The 25,364-nt window shown below is 46.1% G+C and carries 20 protein-coding genes; 3 read left to right on the forward strand and 17 right to left on the reverse strand.

The features are described from left to right. Positions 1-39: 39 nt before the first annotated feature. The 12 genes from F458_RS0112205 to F458_RS0112260 all read right to left on the reverse strand — a co-directional run bounded on the left by F458_RS0112205 (position 40) and on the right by F458_RS0112260 (position 11,847). A complete protein-coding gene (locus F458_RS0112205; protein WP_018983712.1) occupies positions 40-795 on the reverse strand; it encodes a TIGR04219 family outer membrane beta-barrel protein in 756 nt (251 codons plus the stop codon). A 3-nt stretch (positions 796-798) separates the two neighbouring features. Further along, positions 799-1,791: a DUF2333 family protein gene (locus tag F458_RS0112210; RefSeq protein WP_026294659.1), complete on the reverse strand. Its 993-nt coding sequence runs from the start codon at positions 1,789-1,791 to the stop codon at positions 799-801. A gap of 89 nt (positions 1,792-1,880) precedes the next feature. Further along, on the reverse strand, positions 1,881-2,246 hold the full coding sequence (locus tag F458_RS0112215) for a hypothetical protein (protein ID WP_018983714.1): 366 nt from the start codon (positions 2,244-2,246) through the stop codon (positions 1,881-1,883). Then, the gene (locus F458_RS0112220; RefSeq protein WP_018983715.1) at positions 2,243-2,449 is read right to left on the reverse strand and encodes a PspC domain-containing protein; all 207 of its coding nucleotides are present in this window, start codon (positions 2,447-2,449) and stop codon (positions 2,243-2,245) included. Before F458_RS0112220 ends, F458_RS0112215 begins: the two co-directional genes overlap by 4 nt. A 34-nt stretch (positions 2,450-2,483) precedes the next feature. Then, a complete protein-coding gene (gene pspA, locus F458_RS0112225) occupies positions 2,484-3,146 on the reverse strand; it encodes a phage shock protein PspA (RefSeq protein ID WP_018983716.1) in 663 nt (220 codons plus the stop codon). 240 nt (positions 3,147-3,386) lie between these two features. Then, complete coding sequence (locus F458_RS0112230; RefSeq protein ID WP_018983717.1) at positions 3,387-3,674, reverse strand: hypothetical protein; 288 nt, start codon at positions 3,672-3,674, stop codon at positions 3,387-3,389. Between the two features lie 191 nt (positions 3,675-3,865). After that, entirely contained in the window at positions 3,866-4,882 is a 1,017-nt protein-coding gene (dusA, locus tag F458_RS0112235) for a tRNA dihydrouridine(20/20a) synthase DusA (RefSeq protein WP_083928629.1), read from the reverse strand. A gap of 324 nt (positions 4,883-5,206) precedes the next feature. Further along, on the reverse strand, positions 5,207-8,425 hold the full coding sequence (locus F458_RS19520) for a glycoside hydrolase family 88 protein (protein WP_018983719.1): 3,219 nt from the start codon (positions 8,423-8,425) through the stop codon (positions 5,207-5,209). Positions 8,426-8,546: 121 nt separating this feature from the next. Next, the gene (locus tag F458_RS0112245; protein WP_018983720.1) at positions 8,547-9,446 is read right to left on the reverse strand and encodes an SMP-30/gluconolactonase/LRE family protein; all 900 of its coding nucleotides are present in this window, start codon (positions 9,444-9,446) and stop codon (positions 8,547-8,549) included. 13 nt (positions 9,447-9,459) lie between these two features. Then, positions 9,460-10,146 carry a sulfite exporter TauE/SafE family protein gene (locus F458_RS0112250; RefSeq protein WP_232362664.1) on the reverse strand — a complete coding sequence of 229 codons (687 nt, stop codon included), beginning with the start codon at positions 10,144-10,146 and terminating at the stop codon, positions 9,460-9,462. Positions 10,147-10,315: 169 nt separating this feature from the next. Further along, a complete protein-coding gene (locus tag F458_RS0112255; protein WP_018983722.1) occupies positions 10,316-11,086 on the reverse strand; it encodes an SDR family NAD(P)-dependent oxidoreductase in 771 nt (256 codons plus the stop codon). Positions 11,087-11,136: 50 nt separating this feature from the next. Then, complete coding sequence (locus F458_RS0112260; protein ID WP_018983723.1) at positions 11,137-11,847, reverse strand: FadR/GntR family transcriptional regulator; 711 nt, start codon at positions 11,845-11,847, stop codon at positions 11,137-11,139. A gap of 219 nt (positions 11,848-12,066) precedes the next feature. Between F458_RS0112260 and F458_RS0112265 the strand changes: the two genes are divergently transcribed. After that, positions 12,067-13,695, forward strand: a complete 1,629-nt coding sequence (locus F458_RS0112265; RefSeq protein WP_018983724.1) for a sodium:solute symporter — start codon at positions 12,067-12,069, stop codon at positions 13,693-13,695. 81 nt (positions 13,696-13,776) lie between these two features. Here the strand turns inward: F458_RS0112265 and F458_RS0112270 are convergent, their stop codons facing one another. Beyond that, positions 13,777-14,814, reverse strand: a complete 1,038-nt coding sequence (locus F458_RS0112270) for a glycoside hydrolase family 43 protein (RefSeq protein ID WP_018983725.1) — start codon at positions 14,812-14,814, stop codon at positions 13,777-13,779. Positions 14,815-14,943: 129 nt separating this feature from the next. Here F458_RS0112270 and F458_RS0112275 point away from each other — a divergent pair, with 129 nt between their 5' ends. Then, entirely contained in the window at positions 14,944-15,969 is a 1,026-nt protein-coding gene (locus tag F458_RS0112275; protein WP_018983726.1) for an arabinan endo-1,5-alpha-L-arabinosidase, read from the forward strand. Between the two features lie 232 nt (positions 15,970-16,201). Here F458_RS0112275 and F458_RS0112280 read toward each other — a convergent pair whose 3' ends face one another. The 4 genes from F458_RS0112280 to F458_RS0112295 all read right to left on the reverse strand — a co-directional run bounded on the left by F458_RS0112280 (position 16,202) and on the right by F458_RS0112295 (position 23,701). Then, complete coding sequence (locus F458_RS0112280; protein WP_018983727.1) at positions 16,202-16,636, reverse strand: FKBP-type peptidyl-prolyl cis-trans isomerase; 435 nt, start codon at positions 16,634-16,636, stop codon at positions 16,202-16,204. A 76-nt stretch (positions 16,637-16,712) separates the two neighbouring features. Beyond that, positions 16,713-19,211, reverse strand: a complete 2,499-nt coding sequence (locus F458_RS0112285; protein WP_018983728.1) for a glycoside hydrolase family 127 protein — start codon at positions 19,209-19,211, stop codon at positions 16,713-16,715. After that, positions 19,208-20,614 carry an MFS transporter gene (locus F458_RS0112290; RefSeq protein ID WP_018983729.1) on the reverse strand — a complete coding sequence of 469 codons (1,407 nt, stop codon included), beginning with the start codon at positions 20,612-20,614 and terminating at the stop codon, positions 19,208-19,210. Before F458_RS0112290 ends, F458_RS0112285 begins: the two co-directional genes overlap by 4 nt. Positions 20,615-20,884: 270 nt before the next feature. Continuing rightward, complete coding sequence (locus F458_RS0112295) at positions 20,885-23,701, reverse strand: TonB-dependent receptor (RefSeq protein ID WP_018983730.1); 2,817 nt, start codon at positions 23,699-23,701, stop codon at positions 20,885-20,887. A 696-nt stretch (positions 23,702-24,397) separates the two neighbouring features. Between F458_RS0112295 and F458_RS0112300 the strand changes: the two genes are divergently transcribed. Next, on the forward strand, positions 24,398-25,363 hold the full coding sequence (locus tag F458_RS0112300) for a glycoside hydrolase family 43 protein (protein ID WP_018983731.1): 966 nt from the start codon (positions 24,398-24,400) through the stop codon (positions 25,361-25,363). The last annotated feature ends 1 nt before the right edge of the window (position 25,364 follow it).

Here is a 25,364-nt window from a genome sequence, read left to right on the forward strand (position 1 = left end):
TTTTTATTACTGAATGTGCTTAAAACCTTAGATTTTAATCTAGAAGTGTAATTCCAGCCCTACAAATGCACCGTCATAGGACATATCAGCATAGACATCGTCCAGGTCTTCAATGTCCATTTCCACCGCCCGATAACCCAGTTGCAAAGTCATATCTAACGCCAGACTCTCAATAAATGAGTAGGTAAGTGCCAGTTGATAATCGCTTAGCGTATGGTCATCAAAGGATAGGTAGCTACCTTCGGCATAAGCACCAAGACCAGAGAAAGGCAGACCAAACTGGACTTTTGAATAGGCCATGGGAACGACGCCGGAAAAGTCGGCATTGCCCTGAGTATTACTGGCCGGATCATTCACCAACAAGCTGCCATCAACATACTTGCCATTAACGCCGAGATCAAAGCTGACAATGTCGTTATCGAAAAGCTCGTAGTAAAGAATGAAGTCAGTTGTCGTCAAATCGACGCTGGTAAAGACATTACTTTGAGCGGTGTACAAATTTCCATCAAAGGTAAAGTTTGACTGAAGCTGCGTATTACCCTGAGTATCTAAAGTAGTATGCCCTACTTTGATGTTAGGAATGAAGGGAACCGGATGTTCAACAGCAATATAAGCCGCCCCCTGGGCGTCATTGTCAAAATTGAAATCAGCCGTAGCACTGGAATCAGCAAAACCACCATCCGGGTTAGCCTGCCATCCCTGTGCACCAACGTAAACACCGGCAATGGTGTCGCCATATACCGGAGTTACTGCAAATGCGCCTATCACTGCTAAGGCCGACATGCATTTTTTCATGGATTATCCTTGATTCATTAATTCGTTGAGTTCAATAAGAGCTGCGTTAGCGCGTGATATATAGTTTGCCATGACCAGCGAGTGGTTGGCCAGCATTCCAAACCCGTCGCCATTTAAAATCATCGGACTCCATACGGTTTGCTGTGTCGCTTCCAGCTCACGGATGATCTGACGCAGACTAACTAACGCATTTTTGTCTTCCAGTACATCAGCGAACTCTATCTCTACAGCACGAAGATAATGCAGCAATGCCCAGCTGGCACCTCTGGATTCATAGAAAACATTGTCAAGCTTCCACCAGCTGGTACGAACGTGCTTTTCTTGTCTTTCGGGCGATGTCTGACGCGCCTTGCGCTGGCCCGCCAGATCAGTATTAATACGCGAGGAGCCAACACTGGCACTTAATCGTTGCGAGTAGCTACCCAGTCGCTTTTCAACAAGCTTCAGCCATTCCCGCAGATTATCCGCACGGGTGAAAAACTGACTTTGGCCGTCAGCAGAATCGACCAGCTCGGCGCGATACTTATACAGCAAATCGATACCCTTCTGGTAGCTGGATTCTGCGGCAGGAAACATCCAGGCCTGATTGTCCATATTTAACTGGGGCACCGCTTTAGCGATATGCGGATTTTCGATTGACTGGGATTGCGAGCGGGAAAAATCTTTGCGCATAGCCAGCGCCAGGTCCCGGGTCATTTCAAGCACACCAAATTCCCAGCTCGGCATATTATCCATTAGTACACCCGGGGGTAACATGTCATTAGAAAGATAACCGCCGGGCTTGTTTAGCAGTGCCTCGCCGACCATAATCATGCTGGTGGTCATGGTGTACCCTGGCACATCTAAATGCGCGGCTTGATCAGCCTGCGCCGTGACGCGTTTTTTCACACTGAATGTGTTGGGCGTCATGCTCCAGTACCAACCTACCAGACAGAAAACAATAAGCAGCAGGCCAACTGCTGCTCCAATCCACTTTGCGTTGAGAGACTGTTTTATACTCAATGTTGTATTCCTTTTGATGGTCAGTTGTGCCCGTCAACCTGGCGGCTCACAATGGGTTATTACGGACATTCTGACGGTATTGATTACTCCTGCATGTAAGGCGAGTTACCGTAGTTACTGCGTTCAGCAGAGCGCTTATGATGGTGCCGCCATGCGATTACAAGAGCCGCCACCACCAGTACAGGCCAGAACATACTTATGCCAAAGACCAACAGCCCGGCTGCGCCTGCCATTAAACTGATAACTACTGCTCCGACCACACTAACTGCCACTATAAAGCCTACAACTACAAACACAACGGCCAGGACTAAAAATAACAACAGGTTTTCCAGTGGAGACAGTAATGATTCACTAAAATAAACGGAGATATCCAACCACTCCCACAATGCGCTTCCCAGGCCACTAACTAACACTAATGCAATTAAAATTGCTAACAGTAACTGCCTCATAAAGAGAGTCTCGGTAGCAGAACCACCGCGGCCAGATAAGCAATCACTGTGATGCCCGGTAACATGAACAGACTAATAACTGCTGCCACACGTACCCACATTGCATCTATACTAAGCCAGCGAGCCAGACCGGCACAAACACCACTGATGACAGATTCATGCATAATACGGTAGATGCGTTTTTCTGAATTAATTGTTTTCATTGTATATCTCCTGCCCAATATTTTAAGACGATAGCTACGCTACCTGTGCTTTTTTCATTCGAGCCAACTCTTGCTCTATATCGGCATCTTGCTCAAGCTGCGCAAATTGTGCGTTCAATGAGCAATTACCGCGGCCCAGTTCATAAGATTCCACTTCCGCTTCCAGGCGTTCGACCTTTTGTTGATAGGACTCAAACCGCGCCATAGCATGTTGTACCTGAATATGATGCCCCTGGTTTCTGACTTTAAGCTGGGTTGACAGGGCAGACTCACGCTGCGCCAGTGCTCTGGCTTTTTGTCGTGCATCACTGAGTTTTTGATAAAGTCGTTCGATATCATCAGTCAGCTTCGCCAGCTGTTCATCAATCACACTTACTTGATCATTGATTTGCTCACGTTCACGCACAACACGTTGCTTTTCACTCAGCGCTGCCCGCGCTAATTCGTCACTGTTTTTTGTCACGGCGAGCTGGGCTTTTTGGTGCCAGCGTTGCTCACTTTTCTGTAATTCCTGCGCTTTTCGGTTTAACTGTTTCTTCTGCGCAATGTACTGAGCAGAAATACATCTGGCCTGGGCCAATGCTTCTTCCATTTCCTGGACCATCAGACGGATCATTTTCTGCGGATCTTCCGCTTTGTCTAACATGGCGTTGATATTGGCATTAATAATATCGGTCACTCTTGAAAACATGCCCATGGCACTCTCCTTTTAAGTCAACATTCATTGTTTCACCTAAATATATTTCAATTGCCATACCAACTTAATAACGTACTGATTAAAAACAGGTTTTCATAAAACACCAGGTCCTGACGTCAGTAGTATTCATAAGTGACGTTAAAATTTCGTCAATTTAACTATTTACATGGTGTTTTTAACCAAAACTAAACGGCAGATACAAAAAAAGCAGCGTTCGCTGCTTTTTTCTCGCATGATTATTTACTGCACTTGTTCGTCTTCAGGGTCTTTCTCAGACTGTTTTGAAGCGGTCAATTCTGTAACTTTAACCGCACCTCCAGGCGCCATTGACGCATCAGGTTCGAAAAGATAAATAGCATTGGCAACAGCCTCATTGACCTCTGTTTTGATTTCATTGGCAGTGGTCGCAACCAGCTGATCTACCATTTGACTAACAGCGTCCTGAACAGACATAGTGTTGGCAGAAGCAGGCGTACTGACAAGTGCTGCGGTCATAAGGGTTGATACTAGAATGGCTGGGGCTTTCATGATAATTTCCTTGGCTTTGCTATCAATAATTAAGTGAAACTCGGTGAACACTTGTATGATAGCGAAAGCCGTGCCATGCTAATAAACCCCTTAATAATCAAAAACTTAAAATAAAACCCGTGATTATTGTCGAACTAAAGCCACTGCTTTGAAATAATATTTAGTTAATTTAACCATTAATAATAGTCATTTTAGCCAACTTTATTTTCGTTAAATAAAGCGATGTCTGATTGCGCGATCTCTACTTTTTCCAGTGCGTTTTTCAATAGATTTGGGTCCGGGGCTTTCCCCGTCCCGTTTTCACTAAGATATCGACGCCAGATTTTGCCGCCACCCTGACCGGAAAACAGCCCTAACATATGTCTTGCTACATGCCAGGGTTTAAAACCTGGCTCATCGATGGTCTCAATATAAGCCTGCATTTTCAGCACGACTTCCTGGCGCGTAAGCGGGGTATTCTGCTGACCAAAAATGAGTTTATCGACAGAAGCCAGCAGATAAGGGTTCGCATAGACCTCTCTGCCCATCATGACCCCGTCTACTAAAGCTAATTGCTCTGTCACCTGCTCCAGTGTTTTAAGACCACCATTTATACTGATATTCAATTCCGGGTAAGTGGCCTTCAATTGGTGAACCCGCGGATAGTTAAGAGGCGGTACTTCACGATTTTGCTTAGGACTAAGCCCCTGCAACCAGGCTTTACGGGCATGCACAATAAACGTATCGCAACCGGCCTGGGCAACGGTGTCTATAAACCTAGAGAAATCTTCGTATTCATCCATATCGTCGATACCGATGCGACATTTCACCGTCACCGGTATATCTACTGCCGCCTGCATCGCTTTTACCGATTCCGCAACAACATTTGGCTGAGCCATCAAACAGGCACCAAAACTGCCATTCTTTACCCGGTCAGAAGGACAACCTACATTGATATTGACTTCATCATAACCACGTTCCTGCGCCATAACTGCGCAGCGCGCCATGTCCGCCGCATTAGAACCTCCAAGCTGAAGGGCCACCGGATGCTCTTCTTCATTAAACGCTAAATAATCACCTTTACCGTAAATCAGGGCGCCAGTTGTTACCATTTCTGTATATAGCAGAGTGTTTTTGGATAATAAGCGCAAAAAATAACGGCAATGGCGATCAGTCCAATCCAGCATTGGCGCGACTGAAAATTTTCGGTGTATGGCAAGAGATTGCATAATGTATGAGGCCTGTTGAATACTTCTTTGATTGTTTTGCGGGAAATCATCCACGTCATTAAAGATTACTGCTGCAAGTAAGAGTTGGGGAGTTTATCACATATAAGACGAATATAACTAAACCCTGATATGGGTGTTGAGGCGGAAAGTGTGGCGCTGCCTTAGTGGTTTGTGTTGACGGTATACAGTGTAATCGTCATATGCATAATATTTATACATATCCCGCCGGTCTGGATGCATTATCCACAAACGAAGTCAGTGATCACGCGCTATACGGGATGAGCTCGTAGAAACAGCGCGTGATAATGGCTCTCGCTAATTTAATCAGTAAACAATACCGGTAGCATCCAGATCATAATCGGTATAAGTGTTGTATTCACCGGATAGCCAGAGAATCGCGTCTTTGTCCTCGCCGTGTACAATCAGCGGTCGGATATTGTCGCTTTCTTTATCGTGTGACAGCCGTGTCCACTGGATGCTCTCAATATCATCGGATAAGGTCATGTCTGCTCGATATATTTGAAAAGTCCCGTCTTTTTTCTCACCAGTGGTGGGATCTACGTTAGTGGCGATAACTACATGACCAGGATCTGACGGATCCAGAGTAATCAGTCCGGTATAACTTGCTTCTCTGGGATATAGGTGCTCACCAGCATGAGCAACTTCCCGGTCATGCCATTTTTCACCATCCCATGAGGCGATGCGATAGCGCTGGTCCTGATTATTTAGGTAAACGGAGTACGCAATGTGAGGAAGCCCGTTCTCATCCACAACCATAGAGCTGGTCCAGGCACTGTTCTTGGCGCTTAAATCCATGCCTCTGAACTCACCGCCGCTACCAGTAAAGATCTTTTCAGCCTCTGACGGTTTTAAGGGACCATCCTTGCTAAGATTTTTAATTAACTTTCCACCGGCAGTGTAGAAATTCCCATTGCGAAATGCCGCGTAATAAAGACTATTACCAAAATCTCTGGGATGCGCATCAGTAAATGAAATCCCAATGGTATCGACATTGTCTGATGCGTAGCGTGCATATGGGCGCTGTGTACCATTTAATTCATCCTGAATGAGATGAACCGTATCACCCCATGTCTTGCCGTTGTCGGCAGAAGCCACGAAGCTAGGATTCCACTGAATCCCCCGATAGAGATTGTAAAGTAAACCCTCTTCTTTAAGATGAAACAAATTCATGTAAGTGACAGGCTCGGACGCCTCAATTTTTTGTTCCTCACCCCATTCTAGGTAATCTGTGGTGTCTGAAATCCGAAAATAATGATGATTTTCAGTGCTATGACGAGCGTACACAGTAAGCAGGGAACCATCTGGTCTGGCATAAAAAACCGGCGAATTATGGTCATCATGATCAAAGTTAGTATGAAGTACTGAGGTACCTTGTATTTTCTGAGCCTCGGTATCAAATACACTGACCACCGCATCGCCGGTTCCGTTACCCTGTACACCACCGATGATGAGTTTACCGTTGTGCATAATCGCTCTGGGATCCTGAAACCAGCACCAGCCTGTATTTTCCATCATAGTTACCGGCGAAGCGGCTGCGATGGCGTCATTCCTTTCTGCTTTAAGCATTTTATAAAGTTCACTGCCTGCGGCCAAAAATGCACCGACACCGTAAACCTCAGTGTAATCGGGATAAGAATCGCCCGGTGCGGCGCCCACAGGCTGAACATAAGTAAGCATTCCCTCATGGTTCACGGCGAGCTTTAGCGCACGCCACGCTTTTTCAATCACAGGGCGATACTCTTCTTTGTCTAACAGACCATTATTAACGCCCCACGCCAGTCCAAATGTAAAGAATGCAGTGCCGCTGGTTTCTACTTCCGGATAGCCTTCCGTGCCACCCAGCAAGCCCATCGACCACGTACCATCGTCACGCTGAATCGTTTTTACTCTGGCTGCCATGTCTTTATACAGGTCAACATAAAACTCACGTCCCTCCCAGTCTTTAGGCAAATCAGGGATCATAAGCGCCAAACCGCCAAACACCCAGCCGTTGCCGCGGGACCAGAAAATATCTTCGCCGTTTTGCTCACTTTTACTGAAATAGCTCGAATCACGCCAGAATAGCTGGTCTTCTTCACTCCATAGTAAATCGTAGGTGGCGTGATATTCCTGATCCATGAACTCGAGGTATTTGTCTTCGCCGGTTAATTTGGCCAGCCTCGCCCAGACGGGAGGCGCCATAAAAAGTGCATCACTCCAGCCCCAGCGGTCATGAGCGTGTGTGTTTTCAGCTTCCCATTCCAATGTACCTTCTTTCGGATTTTGCAAAATCCAGTCAAAACGCTCCTTTGTAGGCATCAGCATGGATGAATCTTGAAATTCGCTGTACAAGGAAAGGTAAAACTGTCCGACAGTATGATCATCAGCATGATAAGGACGTTTGTGCAGTTGCCACTGATTTTTCTCGCCAATATCTTTTAACCAGCGGGTGTATTTAGCATCGTCCGATACCTTACGCCACTCATTCATTCCTGCGTATAGCGCGCCGTGATGCCACTCAAGATCGTGGTAACGCTCTCGGGTCGCCCAGTCTGGCGGATCGGTCGGTATCGCCCTGTATTCGCCCTGCTCTTCGTGATGCGCTATCTGCCAGTCAGCAACCTGCTTAGTTAACTGTTTAACCGACTGCATAGTGATGGCCGACGGCGCCTCATCCAGATAATTGGCAAGATATTGCTTCCACTGGAAATAAGTTGTTATATCCTGCGCTTTTTCCCACGCAAATCCGGCGTAATAGGTCAGTTTCCCGTCATCGTCGGTGGAGGTGACCAACACCGCGTTAGAGCGATCCTGCTGGTCGCTTTGTTGTTCGTGAAAGGTAGCAATATAGGCCTGAGGAAGGACAACCGCAGTGCCCACATGACTATCGTCTATTTTCTCCCAGGTACTGACTACGCTTCTATCATCGTTGACATCTACCAGTGCTTTACCATCATGTGTAGATACCCCCACCGCTACATCCAGCTTTATGGGTTTACCATTTTTGGTAAACTGACTTTGTGCCTGGTACAACTGGCTACCACGGCGCAGCGTGATCTGTTTGACTTCCTGAATTCCCTGATCTTCCCAGCGGTATGTCAGCTCAAAAGAGACTTGTTCATCTGATTTTTCAAGCACTTTAAAAGACTGATAAACATTGGGTTGAACCAGCTTATCGTCCTGCCCGGGTTGCCAAAGCGCGACAGCGCCGCAGCCTAATGAACTTCCAACATGGTAGGGGTCATACCCCTCGCCATGGTCCTCATGATAAGACTTTCCCTGAAAATGTGCTGCATACCACCTGTTGACCACCGGCTTATCGGTTCGTTTAAACCAACAATCTGTCCCGTTGTTCTCATTTGCCCTGGCTAATGCAGGCCCATAAACGCGAAATGCCACTTTGTCGTTCTCAAAAGCAAAATCATCTTTTCGCTCGGGAATCTGTCTTGCCTCGTAATTGTCCTTAATCGCTGCTCCCTGATTCGTACACCCTGCGATAACAACTGCCAGTGCAAGAGAAGGTAATAAGGTATGTCTGCGCATAGCTATTCCTTAAGAAAATACTGATATTATTGTAATACAATTAACGCAAACTTTACATTGTCTGCATTCTGTTCACAACCATAAATTAAAATTTTCAATGAGGGCGAAGCGAGGGACTAGGTTAGGCAATTCTGAGGTTTGCAGGCTTATCTATTATTCCATTTGTGTTCGTTTTAAATAAAAACGTATCGCCGCTTAACGGAAAAGCGAGTAAGTCCGACGGTGACAAGCCGGTTCGCGCTGAGGTAATAACGAGAAAATCCAATTCTGGGCCGGCAAAAGTGACACTGGTAATTCGTGGCACCGGCAGTGAATAACTTTGCACCAGGCTACCTTCCGTTGAATAGCATAACACCGCACTGCCATCCCAGGCACATACCCATAAATACCCGTTAGCATCCACAGTAACTCCATCCGGATGCCCCTGAGATTCGCTGAGTCGGATAAATGGTATTTTGGAAGAGGGTTGTTTATTGCACCCCAGATGCAGGGCGTACACTATGCGTGGTTTAGAGGAAACCGAGTAAATGATGTTCCCATCAGGACTAAATGCAGGGCCATTGCTCACTACATAGCCTGTATCTATTGGGATCGCGTTGTTGGGCTCATGAAGTTGGTAGAGTTTACCCGAGGCGTTTTTTTCTGAAATATCCATTGTGCCAAAATACAAATTGCCGTGGCGGTCGACTTTGGCATCGTTAAGGCGGTTACCAGCGGCGTCCCCTGGCAACTGCCATAATTTGTGTTGGGGTCTGCACTTTTCGTCGAGTATGAAAATTCCCGTTACGAATCCGGCAATCAGCTGTCCGGAGACAATTTCTTTTACCCAGCAAACGGGCTCTGGGGTAGAAAAGGTTTCAACACTATGTGAGTGCCAGTCCATTACGTGAATTTTGCAGCCATAGATGTCTACCCAGTATACTTTTGCCCGAGCCTGACTGTAAAAAACGCCCTCGCCCAGCTCGGCCTGGCTTGAAAAACTTTTTACTAACTTAATATCGACCATTTCTGTATTTGCCACTTACACGAAATTGCTACTTAGTAACACTAAAAGTGGCCGCCATGATGAGCACAAGTGCTGAGCAGCTGGCCACTAGCAAAATAAGTTGTCTGATTCGATTCTCGTTAATGTTTTGACTGACAAAATAAGACAATCCCCATCCGATGAGGATGGCAGGAATACATTTTAAAAAAAGCGTAAAGTCCTTTTCCGTAGCACGCCCGGTCCACCACAAGACAAAAATGCCGAAAAGATTAATATAAACAAAAAAGACGCTCAGATTAGCTTTAATCCGGCTTTGCTCCGCCGATTGATACAACAGGCCCATGGGTGCACCACCGGCTGATGTAGTAGTGCCCAAAAAACCAGACAACGACGACGCAATAATATTGGTAAACGCGGAAACTTTGGGGGTCATCCCCATGACAGAAAGGCCCACCGCAATCAGAATAGAAACCCCGAAAAGAAGCTGGTATTGCGCTGAATCGAGATAAAACATCACCGTCCCGGCGATAAGAACGCCAATCGTGCCACCAAACACTGAAAACCCTGTGTGGCGAATATCAATCTCTGCCCGGTGCTTAACCGATAGCAGTGAGGTAAGCAGTAATGCATTAAGAATCATTGGCGCTGGAACCAGTTCGGGCATCAGGAAATACACTAAAGGCGCTGATAACAACCCCAATCCAAACCCAATCACACCTTGCAGACATGCACCCACTATAAGTATGAGGTAAATAAAAAAAAGACTCAGCAACGCCTGCGGTTCCTCTAAAGTAAAATCATCGCCAACACCCCAAATAAAATATTATATTACCAAAGGGTTATAATATCGTTAACGAAATCTACCAATGCGTCAATGAAAATTACCATTGCGATGATTAAGAGGATCAGGTCCAGCCCGCATCAATCGTCAATGTTTGGGCTGTCATCATGCTGCTGTCATCAGAAGCAAGAAATAAAACTGCGTTAACAATGTGTCCAGGTTCCAGGGTTTGATGGATACATTGTTGTTGTTTTACTGTTTCTACAATATCCGGATCAAGCCAATGGCTCATCTGCCGCTCGGTCATGACCCAGCCGGGGACCAGGGTATTAACGCGAATATTGTATTTGCCGTAAGCACTTGCAAGGGAGCGAGACATACCTTCAATAGCAGCTTTAGCAGATGTGTAAGCCGGCATACAGCTTTGCTTAATACGCCAGCTGGCCGACCCCATATTGATAATCGATCCGCCATTAATTTTTTTCATTTGCTCACTTACAGCCTGTGCTGCAAAAAAGCCCGGTCGCAGATTTACGGCAAGTCTGTCATCCCAATATTCTACCGTGACCTCATCAATATTGTGACGCGTGTCGTCAGCCGCATTATTGATCAAAATACTGATAGGCCCCTGGGTTTCACCGGTTTTAGCAATGATTGTTTGCAGATGAGCAATGTCTCGCAAATCACAATATTTAAATGTTACATTATTATTGGCCAAATCCGCGACGAGCTGTTCGCTTGGTGTTGAGGCCTTATCCACAAATGTGACTCGCGCACCTTGTTCAGCAAAACGCTTGACCATAGCTGCACCGATTCCAGTGCCACCGCCGGTAATAAATACGCTTTTATCCCGTAGACTTGGATAGCATGCACTGTACTGATAATTTTCAGTCATTGATTACCTCTCGCCTCACTTCTCACACCGCCAGGAAAGAACCTGACGTATCATGCCTCGGCTATTTCTTTTTCAATCACAGTCATTGCCTCATCAATTAGATACATCATCATATTTTTGGCGCGCTCGGCCTGTCCCTGAGCAATAGCGTTATAGACTTTTTCATGCTCTTCAACAATGGCACTGTTATTACTTTTGGCGGGAGTCGTATGCTGAATACTGACATTTAAAGCGGTTGTGATAAATTCACGGAGCTGATAAAAGAAACGGTTGCCGGAGGCGTGTAAAATGGCTGTGTGAAACTGCAAATCGGCGTCATGTAAGCTACCTTGGCCCTCTTCCACCGCACGTCGCATTCCTTCAAGAGCAATGCCGATCCCTGCTATCGCCTCTTCATTTTGCGCGTTAGCAGCAAGTGCTGCAGCCTGGGGTTCAATGGCCAGGCGCATCTGCAAAAACTCTTTTAACACAAGTAAAGATGGGCTACTTTCCAGCATCCAGCTAAGGACGCTCGTGTCATATAGATTCCAATTTTCTGGCAATTCAACCCGAATTCCCTGGCGCGGACGAGAAGAAATAAGTCCTTTCGCTGCCAGCATTTTAACCGCTTCCCGCACTGCAGTGCGGCTGATACCATACTCTTCACACAACTTTGCTTCGGTTGGGAATGCTGCTTCGGGGCTATACCTGCCTTTGACGATTGCTTTGCCCAACTCATTAGTCATTCGTTGTGAAAGATTTAGATTTTCAATTCGAGCCATATTTTTCCCCTGCCGCCTCTGGCATCACTATACTACGATAATACCAGTGCGTCATTGATTCAGTTTGCGATGACGATTAACCTAATCAGATTGATTTTACTATACTTTCCCTTTTGAGTTTAACTATCTGTTAACACCCCCTTTTCTTTCTCACTTTTGTAATATAATATTTCAATAACAATTCACTGCTGCTAAGCCACAAAATTTAGTTGAGAAGAAATGGTTGATTTAAGCACTTTGGACTGGCTGGTTTTAGCCGGTTTTTTTGTTCTGCTGTTGGGCGTTGTAGTTATGTCCATGCGCCAGAAAGAAGAAGATACTGCAGACTACTTTCTGGCAGGTCGCAACGCGAGCTGGCTCGTAATAGGCGCTTCTATTTTTGCCTCAAATATCGGCTCTGAGCATTTAGTTGGTCTCTCTGGGTCGGGCGCACAGTCTGGTATGGCGCTGGCACACTGGGAGTTACAGTCATGGATAATACTGTTGCTAGGGTGGGTATTTGTACCTTTTTACTGGAGCAGTAAAGTGTATACCATGCCTGAGTTTCTGGAGCGCAGGTATAATTCTTCCTCACGTACATTCCTGTCGGTAATATCGCTGGTCAGCTACGTGCTAACAAAAGTTGCTGTGACCGTATATGCCGGGGGGGTCGCTTTCAAAACAATCCTGGGTATTGAAAGTATCTGGGGCATCGATTTCTTCTGGATTTCAGCACTGGGACTGGTGATTATCACCGGTATTTATACGGTACTTGGGGGGATGAAAGCTATCATGTGGACATCGGTGTTACAGACACCGGTACTGATTATCGGCTCGCTGGTCATTCTTGTGGTAGGCCTCGATAAGGTCGGTGGCTGGTCGGAAGTCGAGCGGCTCAACGCAGAGCAAATGCATCTGATCAGGTCAGCGTCTGACTCTGAATTCCCCTGGCCGGGGATCATCTTCGGGTCATTTATTATCGGTTTTTGGTATTGGTGTACCGACCAATATATTGTACAGCGTGTCTTGTCAGCTAAAGGGATAAAGGAAGCGCGTCGGGGCACTATGTTTGCCGGTTATCTTAAGCTTTTACCGGTATTTATCTTCCTGGTACCAGGTATGATTGCTTACGCGCTTAATGCCAAAGGTATCATTACTTACGATAGCCCTGATCAGGCTTTCCCCATGCTGGTTTCTGAGTTACTTCCTTCCGGTGTCAAAGGTATCGTAATCGGCGGTCTGGTCGCTGCCCTCATGAGCTCACTGGCTTCGCTGTTTAACTCATCTGCCACCCTGTTCACTATCGACTTTTACAAAAAGTTTAAACCTGAATCAAGTGAAAAGCATTTGCTTCGGGTTGGTCGTATCGCAACCATCGTGATTGTTGTGCTCGGTATTCTGTGGATTCCGGTTATGAGCTTGATTGCTGATGTGCTTTATGAATATCTGCAAAGTGTACAATCATTAATTGCACCGGGCATTGCTGCTGTTTTCCTGCTGGGTCTGGTAAGTACCCGTATCACGCCGGCAGCAGGTTTTACTGGTTTGGTCTCCGGTTTCGTGCTGGGTATGATCCGGCTGGTGTTACTGCCGTTCAGAGACAGTCTGGCCGGTACACCTTTTGAGTGGATCGTTACAATGAATTGGCTGTACTACTGCATGCTATTGTTTGCTTTGGTTGTCATTATCATGATTGTTACCAGCATGTTCACCAAAGCGCATTCTCGTGAGCGTCTTAGCGGTCTGACCTTTTCTACGCTTAGCAATGATACATTCAAAGAGGTCGTAGCAGGCCTTGATAAATGGGATTATATTCACACCGTCGGTATTTTGGGTATCACAGCTTTGATCTACATGCGGTTCTGGTAATAATCTACGCGCTTCTTTGTAAGCAAAAGGCCGCCTGCACTGGCGGCCTTTTTTATTCACTAAGCAGTAACGCTGCGAAACTTAGTCTGCAACAGAAGGGTTAAAAACCGGGAATCCTTCTGCATCCCACTGGAGGATCCGTGCGCGGGTATGGCGATTAGGATCGGTAAGTGGTGAGCCCTGTAACTCTTTGTAGTCCCGGCTATGATAAATCAGCAAATCGGTTTCTCCGTCGCTGGCCTTTACAAAGCTGTTATGACCGGGACCAAACCGACCAAGACTGGGGGCAGACTTAAATACCGGTTCCTCTTTTTTATGCCAGGAATCAGGGTCGAGCAAATCCGCATCTGCGTCCGCCCAGAGCAAGCCCATCGCATAACGATGATCAGTGGCACTGGCTGAGTAGGTCAGAAACACCTTATCATCACCTTCAATAAACGCCGCCCCTTCATTAACCTTATAGCCGCGAACTTCCCAGTCTAGCTTAGGCTCAGTTAATAGTGTGGCAGGTAGTTCAAGTGTTGTTGGCGATGTCATCCGGGCTATCCACAATGCTGAATTGTAGGTTTTCTCTTTATCCTGCTGCGCCCAGACATAATAGCGCTTGCCGTTGTGCTCAAAGGTTGTCCCGTCAAGAGCAAAGGAGTCCCACCCGCTATCAATTTTTCCAACCTCTTCCCACTTGCCCTGCATGGGGTCATCATGGGTGTTTTTGAGGGCGTACATTCGAATACTAAACGGTGTATCAGCCTCACCGGCAGCAAAATAAATGTACCAGTCACCATCTACCTCATGCAGTTCTGGGGCCCAGATATTTGCACTCATTGGGCCGTTCTTTTTTTTCTGCCAAATCACTTTTGGCTTTGCCAACTTGAGATCATTAAGCCGGCATGCCTGACGCAGCTCTATTTGGTGAAATTTGGGCGAAGTTCCGATAAAGGTATAGCAGCCTGTGTCTTTGTGCCGTACCAGCATAGGATCTGCTCTTTGTAGGACAAGAGGATTATCGATGGGAACCAATGAGTCATTGGCGTTAGCATCGGCGGCGTGCGCTTCAATAGTAGCTGCACTGCCAAGCAGTGCGGTTGTAAACAAGGCGATTATTGAACACTTTTGCATAAATTTATTTCCTTTACTGAATTATACTGACAGCACAATTGCCAATATATTGTTAATATTGTATTACATATTTAACACGATCCCTGATAAACTGTGCAATTGAAATCGAATGAAAAAGAGAGAATGACAATGGTCAACAAATTAAAACAACTTGCCTGGTCATCTGTTGTCATGAGTATAGTCGCGTGTAGTCCGTCTATCGCCAGGCAAGTAGAAGTGCATGACCCGGTAATGACTAAAGAAAATGATACTTATTATGTCTTTAGTACCGGCCCTGGTATTACTTACTATGAATCTACCGACCTGAAGAACTGGCAGCTTACCGGGCGGGTGTTTGCTGATGAACCAAGCTGGGCAAGACGCGTAGCACCGGGTTTTGGTGGCCATCTCTGGGCGCCGGACGTGTATGAAAAAAACGGTAAATTTTATCTTTACTATTCTGTTTCTGCCTTTGGTAAAAATACGTCGGGCATCGGTGTGACAGTCAACGAAACCCTCGACCCGGATTCAGACAATTATCGCTGGGTAGATCAGGGTATCGTTTTACAGTCAGTCCCGAATCGCGATTTCTGGAATGCTATTGATCCGGCCATTGTTGAAGATGACGACGGCACACCATGGATGAGCTTTGGGTCGTTCTGGGGTGGCCTCAAACTGGTCAAGCTCGATGACGACATGACGCGCCTTGCCGAGCCGCAGGAATGGTACACAATCGCTAAACGTCCTGGGCGGGATACTAATGATGATGCCAACCCAGGTGAAGGTGCGATAGAAGCACCGTATATCTTTAAGAAAAACGGTTATTACTATCTGTTTGTGTCTTTCGACAAGTGCTGCCGTGGCATGGATAGTACCTATAACATTCGGGTTGGCCGCAGTAAAAATGTGGAAGGTCCGTATGTAGATCGTGATGGTAAGTCATTGAATGAAGGGGGCGGGACACTTGTTTTAGAAGGCAATGAGAATTGGGTAGCGTTGGGCCATAACGCCGCTTATACCTTCGATGGCAAAGACTATCTGGTATTCCATGCCTATGAAACAGCGGATAATGCTGTTCAGAAGTTACGGATTTTGCCCATGCATTGGGAAAATGACTGGCCTCAGGTAAACGCTGAAGATCTCGACCGATTAACCACTAATTTAATCGAAAAATAGCCAGGCTCCGGAGTCCGTCTGAATAAGCAGACGGACTTTATGTCACAAAAGTTATTTTTAAACAGTTATCAAGCGCTTTTAAGCGGTGCACTGAGCAAGCTAATTACCCTTTCACAGTTGGTCCAACACCACCACATCCGTATGACCAGGCATATCCACAAGAGAGGCTTGTACACAGTTTGAGAGAACAATAATAGTTAACGCAGTTAAAAATGAAAATGGAGATTGAGATTTATGCTGTGTCAGTATCTATTAACCTGACATCAACAACCATCACTGCGTGAGGGCCGATTTTTTCGCCATTGCCCTTCTTTCCCCAGGCCAGTTCAGGCGGTATGACAAACTCATAGCGCGCCCCAATGGGCATCAGCATCAATCCTTCCTGCAACCCTTCTATTGCCTCGTTAAGTGCAAAGTTTTCGGGCGGCCCTTTTTTATAGGTATCATCAATAACACTACCGTCGGCCAGTAAAATACGCTGATGAACTTTTACAACATCATCGGCTGAGGGATGCGCACCCTCAGCATTTTCGATAATTCGGTACATGAGCCCAGAGTTTGTTATTCTGACATCGTCCTGCGTCAAATACCGTTCAATGAAGGCAGCAGTTGTATTTCGATTCTGCCCCGCCGAGCCTTTCGCCTGCTTGCGTTTATTTTTCGCCATAAGTTATCATTTTTTAGCCAGTTTCTGTTAGCCATCGATGCTATCAGCACCACACTACTGCAGCACCGTCTGACAATTATTCCGAAAGCAATCTGACGCCGTAGAGTCCGCCGGCAACCGAGCCCGCTTGCGCTTCAAACCTTATCGTAAGGGATTCAGATTTACGCATACTGTCAGTAAGCGGATAATCAACCGTGTAAAACCCCTCGGCATTTTCTTTAGCAGGCAAAGTTTCATTACTTAGTACTTCACCATTGATGTAAATAGTGAAGGTTCTGTCCTTATCACCACTGAAATAGGTTAACCGTATGGTTTGTCCGCGGCGCTCGTTATTATTCAACACGTAGCTAAACCATCCGGATGCATCTCGCCAATGATGCCCATCGTTAACACCAGCCTGGGTCTGTTCACCTTTAAAGTTGTGTTCAACTTCCGGCTGTTGTTCGCCCGGGCTTACAGCGTCCACGGTCATTTGCCGTAATTGCGTCTCACGCGCTGCTTTTTGCTGCGCATTGCTAACAAAGTCTTTAAAACCTGCCTCGCTAAGCTGTGGCCAGTACACTTCATACCGACTATCATGCAGACGGAAAAATGGAATAAGTGTCACACTTTCCAAATCAGGCTGATTGGCGATAGCAACGTTCGAGGAAGCTTTAAAAGCCAGCTGATCACCCTTTACCCTGGATAACCCTGCTAAAAACTTCTCAGGCTCGCCCAGCATCACGGGGAGCGCTTCGGGTGGACAGACAGGACCAGCTGCAATATGCCCCATGCGACTGTCATCGGCGACAAAATCCAGCGACTCGTTATTAAATGCCTGTACCTTTGTAGCCAACACAACCGGCCCGTATATCACCGAGTAGTAATCCTGCCCGTCAGGTAGCTGTTCAACCGTAGGGCGTGCAGGCAGTGAAAACTGAATCTTATCACCATCTTGCCAGGTGTGATTCAGTGTAACAAAACCATCATCGTTATCTTGTGCATTTACAGCCTTGCCGTTAATCCTTAGCTGCATATCACCAGCTAACCACGATGGCTTTCTCAGGTGCAGCGTGAAAGGCCTGGCTTTACCTGTAGTACTTAAGTTGATCGTAACTTTACTGTCATCAGGAAATTGCGTTTGCGCCTCTAACTGCCAGCCTTTTTCCGGCCATTCTAATTCAGAAGGAATGAACAGGTTGACCCAAAGTTCATCACCTTTGCGCGTATAAGCAAGCTCACCATACTTACTGTGATTTTCAATACCCGATCCGACACAACACCACATTGAGTGCTGGATAGAGGAATACATCCGGTAATGGCCCGGTCTCATCGATGTGAAATAAACCAGTCCACCATGGTCAGGGTGCTGCGAGGACAGGATATGGTTGTACATCGCGCGTTCATAAAACTCGAGATAACGTACTTCACCGGTGTGCAGATAAAGCATTTTGCTTAGCTTCATCATATTATAGGTATTGCAGGTTTCCGGCCCTTCAACATCTTCTACCATGGCCGTGAAATCATCTTTTTCATGAAAATGTTCACGTACACTGTTGCCGCCTATTGATACGCTTCGCTCCTGAGAAACCGTTTTCCAAAAGAATTCTGCGGCCTCTTCCCAGGCTTTATCATCAGCAGTCTCAGCAACTTTCAAAAAGCCGATAACCTTGGGTATCTGAGTATTAGCATGCAAACCAGTAAGTTTATCTTGCCGCTTTTTGAGTGGGTCTAAAAGAGTTCGGTGTGAAAATTGCCGGGCAAGATGCAAATAACGCTTGTCCTGACTAATCAACGCCATATCTGCAAATATTTCGTTAAGGCCACCATGTTCAGAGTAAAGCATTTGCTGTATCTGCTCATCACTGAGGTTTTCAGTGATACCCAGCATCCACTCACCCAAGGTAAGTAGCATGGTTTTTGCCTGGGTCATACCTGCTATTTCATAGGCGTCTCGCAGACCATGGAAAAGTTTATCGATATTGTATAGCGGTACCCAGCGATCGTTTAGCGAGAATAAATCAGCATTAATCTTTCCGTTTTCAATTTCCTCCCACATGGCTTGACCATCCGGAATGCCACCCAGATACCCGCCGTTAGCGTTCTGTGCACGGGCAAGTTCATCGAGCATGTAAGATAAACGTTCTTTAAGCTCAGTTTGGCCGGTTGCCGCCCAGGCTAAGGCAAGCGCTGACAAGTAGTGCCCGCCTATATGCCCATCCAGGCCAGAGTCTTCCCAGTTACCGTAATTATCAGCTTTAGGGGTTAGACCGGCTTCCCGTAAATAGGGAGCGAGCAGGCGGTCAGGCTTCATAGCCAGTAAATAATCTACATTTTTTTTCTGAGCATGGGCAAAGGGACCATGGGTTAAAGACACTTGATCCCGACTAAACATATTTTGCTGGTTTACAGTGGGGTTAATTTCATCGTGATGCCCCGCCGCATTCGTCTCAGACGAGCCACTGACTGATTGTGACTGCGCCTGATTACAACCACTAAGCAACACGGTGCTCATCGCAACATACAAAAGCGTGCGTCGAAGGCTTATCAAAGCGTTATTACTGCCCTTTCCCGCTGCTTTGTTTACTGAATTCATCGCTGCGTTCCCTCTGCCACACCCCCGCTATGTTTGAGATCATCGACCATGTCGGGATGTTCATTTACCGCATCCAGCGTTAATGCAAGACGCTGGTACTCTTCATCGGTGATGCGATAACGCTTCATCAGTAAACCCACGAGAAAATGAAATAGTCCCGGAATAACAGTAAGCATCAGCGCAAGACCAGTAAGGGTGAATTCGCTTTGAACCTGGTCAGCCTCATAGTTGAAGTAAGTCAGTAGCCAGCCAACCATCGCGCCAGCCAGTCCCATGCCGGCTTTCTGACAAAATGAAATGCCGCCAAACGATAAGCCAGCAACCCGCTTGCCTGATTGGCTCTGTCCGTAATCTACTGCCTCAGCAATCGCTGACCAGAAAATCGGTGCATGCAAATCGACCACAAATGAAATAAGAAAGTAGAGCACAAATGCCAGTAAGATATCGCTTTGACCGACACTGAAAAACATTATTGCGCTTAACAGCCCTACCGCCATCTGACTAAAACGGAATAACTTCACTTTGCACCAGCGTTTGGTGATCCAGGTGGATGCCACCATCGCCAGGATAGCAGCTACCACACCAGTAGCCATGAAATTGGCCTGCATATCGGGGCCGCCACCCAGGTAGTATTTAGCGTAATAAATAGCGACCGAACCACGCACAACGTAACCAATAGTGCCCAGGACACAGACACCACATAATGTCATCCACTGATCATTTTTTAACAGCAATTTGAGTTGTTCTTTAAAAGGCTTCTCGTCAACCTTATGTTCTAGCCTTTCCGTGGTGGTGAAAAAGCAAAAAAGAAGCATAAAAACCGCTAGTACAGCCATCAGTCCCATCGCGGCCCGATAGCCCTCAGCCATATTTCCATCCCAGTAATCTGCACCGGCCAGTTTAGGCACAATAATGGTTACCAAAAATGCAGCAACCTTAGCAAAAAACAGACGATAACCATTGGCGGACAGCTTTTCTTTAGGGTCAGCGGTCATCACGCCGATTAATGAAATATAAGGGATAGTCACTGCGGTGAACATCAATGTAACAAAGATATAAGTTGAGTAAGCCCAGACCAGCTTAGCGTTATAATCAACATCTGGAGTGCTGAATGTCAGAAAGACTGAAATACCGAACGGAACACATAAAAACAGAAAGTAAGGCCGGTACCGTCCCCAACGGGTAGTAAATTTGTCCGTAATGGTGCCCATCAGAGGATCGCTGACGGCATCAATAAAGCGTACCAACAAGAACATAATAGCGAGGTCAGAAGGTTCGAGCCCGAAAATGTCGGTGTAGAAAAACGTGATGATCAGCATCATCGATGAAATCACGACATTTACCGCCATATCTCCTGCGCCGAATCCGATTTTTTCTAATGTAGATAACTTATTTGAGGTCATACAGCCTGTTCCGGTTTGCGAACCACTCGCGCCAGGCAATGAGGTTCGAATAAAAGTTTTGACGATGGTCTCCTGACTCGACAGTCAGTGACGGCGGAATACAACAATTTGCAAACCAAATGTTAATTTTTAAATATACTATTATCATACCATTAGATGCGCAACCTTTGTCTTACATTTATCCGTTATCCCGCCCGAAGAATAAGCGTTAGTTCCTGAAAGGCCAACAAAAAAACCCGGCGTATAGCCGGGTTTTTTATAACATTGCAATTACATCCGATACCGGAAGCCTAGGGCAAAGGTCCGGCTGTAAAGCGCGCTACCAAAGTTATGGGTAGTTGGGTACTCATAATAGCTTTGATAAATTTCTTCTGTCAGGTTGGTTGCATCAAACGTAATTGTCAGATCTTCTGTTGCATCATAGCTTAACTGGAAGTCCATGGACTTTTCAGCCTCCCTATATACGCCAAGCGGGTTCGCGAACAGACGATCTTCGTAATTATTCAGGAAGTCGTCACGCCATACGTAGGATAAACGCATGCTCAGTTCTTCATTATCGTAGATAAGTACCGCTGAATAAGATGAATCAGACACACCAAAAATTGGCCGGGTATCATATTCGTCAATTCCACCGTCTTCATTGAATAGCGGAATGTCCTGCTCAGAGTCCAGGATGGTATAGCTAGCCTGTATACCTAAGCCATCAAGTATACCTGGCAGATTTTCGGGGAAGTAAACGGTACCAAACTCCCAACCATCCAGCTTACCATTTGAGGTATTCGCCGGTTTAGAAACAATATAAGTACCGGGTGCATCATCAGTTGGCGCCTGATATTGCTCTGCGACAATTGAATCAAAGACGATGCCTTCAATGTCCCGGGTAAAGTATGTTGCATATAGTGAGCTTTCCGGCGCAAAGTACCATTCAAGGGCAAAATCCCAGTTTTGCGATTCCACTGGCTCCAGGTCTGGATTTCCCCCAGTACCTGTACCATAACCAACATCGGTTATATCAGGGAAATACTGCGTATAGGCATTCAATTGATCAAACGCCGGGCGACGGATTGTTTCCGTGTAAGCAACGCGTGCCAGTAAATCTTCAGTAAGATGATACCGGGCCACTAAACTAGGCAACAATGTATTATCGTCACGTTCGGCAGTACTTTGTGGGGCGAGTGAAGCGTCTCTGGTAAAGAATGTCATATCCGCTTCGTTCATTTCGTAACGCAGACCAATTTGCCCATCCAACACTTTACCGAACAACTCAGTGTTGTATTCCGCCTCAGCGTATAGAGCGATGGTGGTTTCCTCGATATCGAAATTGGTTCTGTTTCGAGGCGCATCCTGACCAAATTGTTCCTGGTAGGTTCCGGTCAATCCGGATAGCTCACGATACCGGTCACGATTAGCAAACGCATAATAGCCATCTGCTGCTACCCAGGATTCAGGGAACGTGGCATTGCCGTCGAAGAAATCGCTGTTACGATATTGCAGGTTTTCATCGTAGTCACTCAACAAGCCACCGATTGCAGCGCCGGTAAAATCGTAGTTGCCCTGCTCGGCTGTACGACGGTCAACAAAACTACCAAACTGTACTTTGGTAAAAAACGCATTATCGACAAAATACTCTGCATCAATTGTCCAGGTAATCGAGTCACCTTCGGAGGTTGAACCATTTTCAAATGTTTCACCTACATTATAAATGGAAGCATTTGTTGGATCTGAATTCTCATACACCAGTGAAGGGATATCGTTGCCGTCGTTTGCTTCCATAAACAGACGCGACTGCGATGTCGTACCACGAACTGCAAAAAACTCCGTAGTGAATTCAGACTGTTGATAATAAACTTCTGATTTTACGTTAAAGAAGTCATTGATCTGCCAGTCACCGCCTAACGAGAACAAATAGCTGTCCGTTTCACCTTTCGTCACATCACCGGATGTGAAGTTGAACGCGTTGTTTACAAACCGCGACTCAATAATATTGGTGCCGTCAATCAGGCCGACTGGATCGTTCGGATCGACATTGCCCCAGGCATCGACGAATTGAAAGAATAATGAGTTGAAAGACTCCTGCTCATAACCATTATAAAATGCTTCAAAGGTATAGTTAGAATAGTCATTTGGCGCCCATTGCAGCGACAAGTTGACCGCAGGACGTTCGCGCTCACCCTGAAAATCAGAGCCAAAGATAGCATCACGACTCAGATAATAAGGTTCGTCTGTACCATTGAGATTCAATGTTGAACCGGCCGCAAACGGCAGGCCGTTTTCCATACCCGGTGTCCAACATTCTGGTGAACACTGGTCCGGAAAAATACGCTGCAAAGGCGTGTAGTCCGCACCACTTAACATTTGCGCAGAGGGATTTTCCGTTACAAACGGCAGCATTGCGCCCGCTGTAATACTTTGGTCACGGAAATTAGTCCGGGTATAAGCAACGTTCAGCAGCGCGCCAACATCACCGCCACCAACTTCCCAGGTGTCCGTAGCAAGGAAACTAAACTGTGGATCTGTTTTATCCGCCTGTTCCTGATGGATAGCACGACCTGCTAGTACAAATGTACGTTCGTCAAAATCAAACGGTCGTTGAGTTTTCACATCAATCTGACCGGCAATACCGCTACCAATTTGAGACGCCGAACGTGTTTTATAAACATTTACTGCTTTTAACAGCGCTGCTGGAATATCAGCCAGGGCAACTGCACGGCCAGATGCGGTAAACACGTTACGGCCATTAATTGTCGTTGTTACATCTGTCAAACCACGGACAGTAACAGTATTGACTTCACCTGAAGCACGATCGGTAACCTGTACACCTGTAACGCGTTGAAGTGCTTCAACCACGTTGTTGTCAGGAAATTCGCCAATATCTTCTGCAACAATTGAGTCAACAATCTGAACATTCTGACGTTTAACATCTATCGCTTTACTTAAGCTGGCACGTACACCAGATACCTCAATTATTTCAACATCTGAACCGTCCTGGGTCGATGTGGTCTGGTCATCCTGATTTTCTTGCGCAATCGCAAACTGGCAGGACATAGCAACGAGGACAGCACTGGCAAGGTGTGTTCGTTTAAACATACGTTTCTACTCCGGTTCTTATGGTCCTAGTCAACAACGTTCCGAACTGCTGATCAAGGCTACAGTTGTGAACTGACATTGAGTGTGTGAGGCCTGAGCCTCTCTGTTAATTATTTGTTATTCTCACTTGATATTATTGTATTACATTTGATGTGTCAATAATAAACCGTTAACGATTATTATTAATTTTTTACAGCGTAAGCCGGAGAGAAAATACGTTTTTGGCGGCGGTCCGTTGGTGCAAGGGTAAACAATCAACACTCCAAATGACAGCTTGAAAGTATTGCTAAACGGTGAAATCTTGCAGAGATTGCGGCAATGAGGCTCCCAAACCTCTTGCTAGTACGCAGCCAGACTGGGTGGTAGTCAAATTATTCGCATATAGCAAAAGTAATATTTCTTCTCTGCAATTTATACAAGTGTTGACGACGTGCCAAGACAACACCTTCATTAGAAGTGGAATATTGAGATTCATAATAGAACAGGATCCACTACCATTATTAATACAATATTACTCTAAACTGGTTTACATTCTGGCTGGCATTACAATAGTATTAAAGATCTGTTTACATTTTTGTGCTTTTTGGGCTGCAACAAATTCGCGTTGACTGATGAACTTCGTCAACAACAGAGCCTCGGGTGAGGCGATGATGGCAGCTTTGGACGTACATCAACATTTTGTGGGAAGAAACTAGCATGAAAAAACTATTGTTATCTTCTGCGGCGCTTTTATTAAGCGGGCAGGCTTTTGCAAAAAACCCAATTATCACCGATGTGTTTACTGCAGATCCAGCCGCCTTGGTACATAACGATACCGTCTATCTTTATACTGGACACGATGAAGCACCCAATAATGATGTGTTTTTTGAAATGCATGACTGGCTGGCTTTTTCATCTACCGACATGGTGAACTGGAAATCCCACGGCCCGATTATGAAGGCGACTGACTTCAAGTGGGCAAAAGGTGATGCGTGGGCCTCGCACATGATTGAAAGAGATGGCAAATTTTACTTTTTCACCACCGTTCGTCATAACGAGAAGAAACCCGGGTTTGCTATTGGTGTAGCGGTTTCCGACTCCCCAACAGGCCCTTTTAAAGATGCTATCGGCCACGCGCTTGTTACCAACGACATGACCACCCAAACGCCTAACGACTGGGACGATATCGATCCTGCCATTTTTGTCGAAGAAAATGGCGATACGTATATGTTTTTCGGAAATCTTGTACCTAAGTACGTCAAGCTGAAAGATAACCTCACAGAGCTAGATGGTGAGATCAGGGTCATAGATGTACCTAAATTTACCGAAGCGGCCTGGGTACACAAAAAAGGTGAAAACTATTATTTCACGTACGCCTGCGAGTTTCCCGAAAAAATCTGCTATGCCATGAGTAAAAGCATTCATGGACCTTGGGAATATAAGGGCATTCTCAATGAAGTGGCCGGCAATTCGGAAACCAACCATCAGTCCATTATTGAATACAAGGGTAAGGACTATTTTATTTATCATACCGGCGCGCTCCCCCCACAGGGCGATGAGCCAAGTGGCGGCCGCTTTCGTCGCTCGGTGGCCATTGACCCGCTTATTTATAACGATGATGGTACGCTCAAGCGCGTTGTCATGAGTACGGAAGGTATTACAGAAGCCGCACAGGAGAAATAGC

It is taken from the genome of Salinimonas chungwhensis DSM 16280 (assembly GCF_000378185.1).
In the GTDB taxonomy this organism is placed as follows: Bacteria; Pseudomonadota; Gammaproteobacteria; order Enterobacterales; family Alteromonadaceae; genus Alteromonas; species Alteromonas chungwhensis.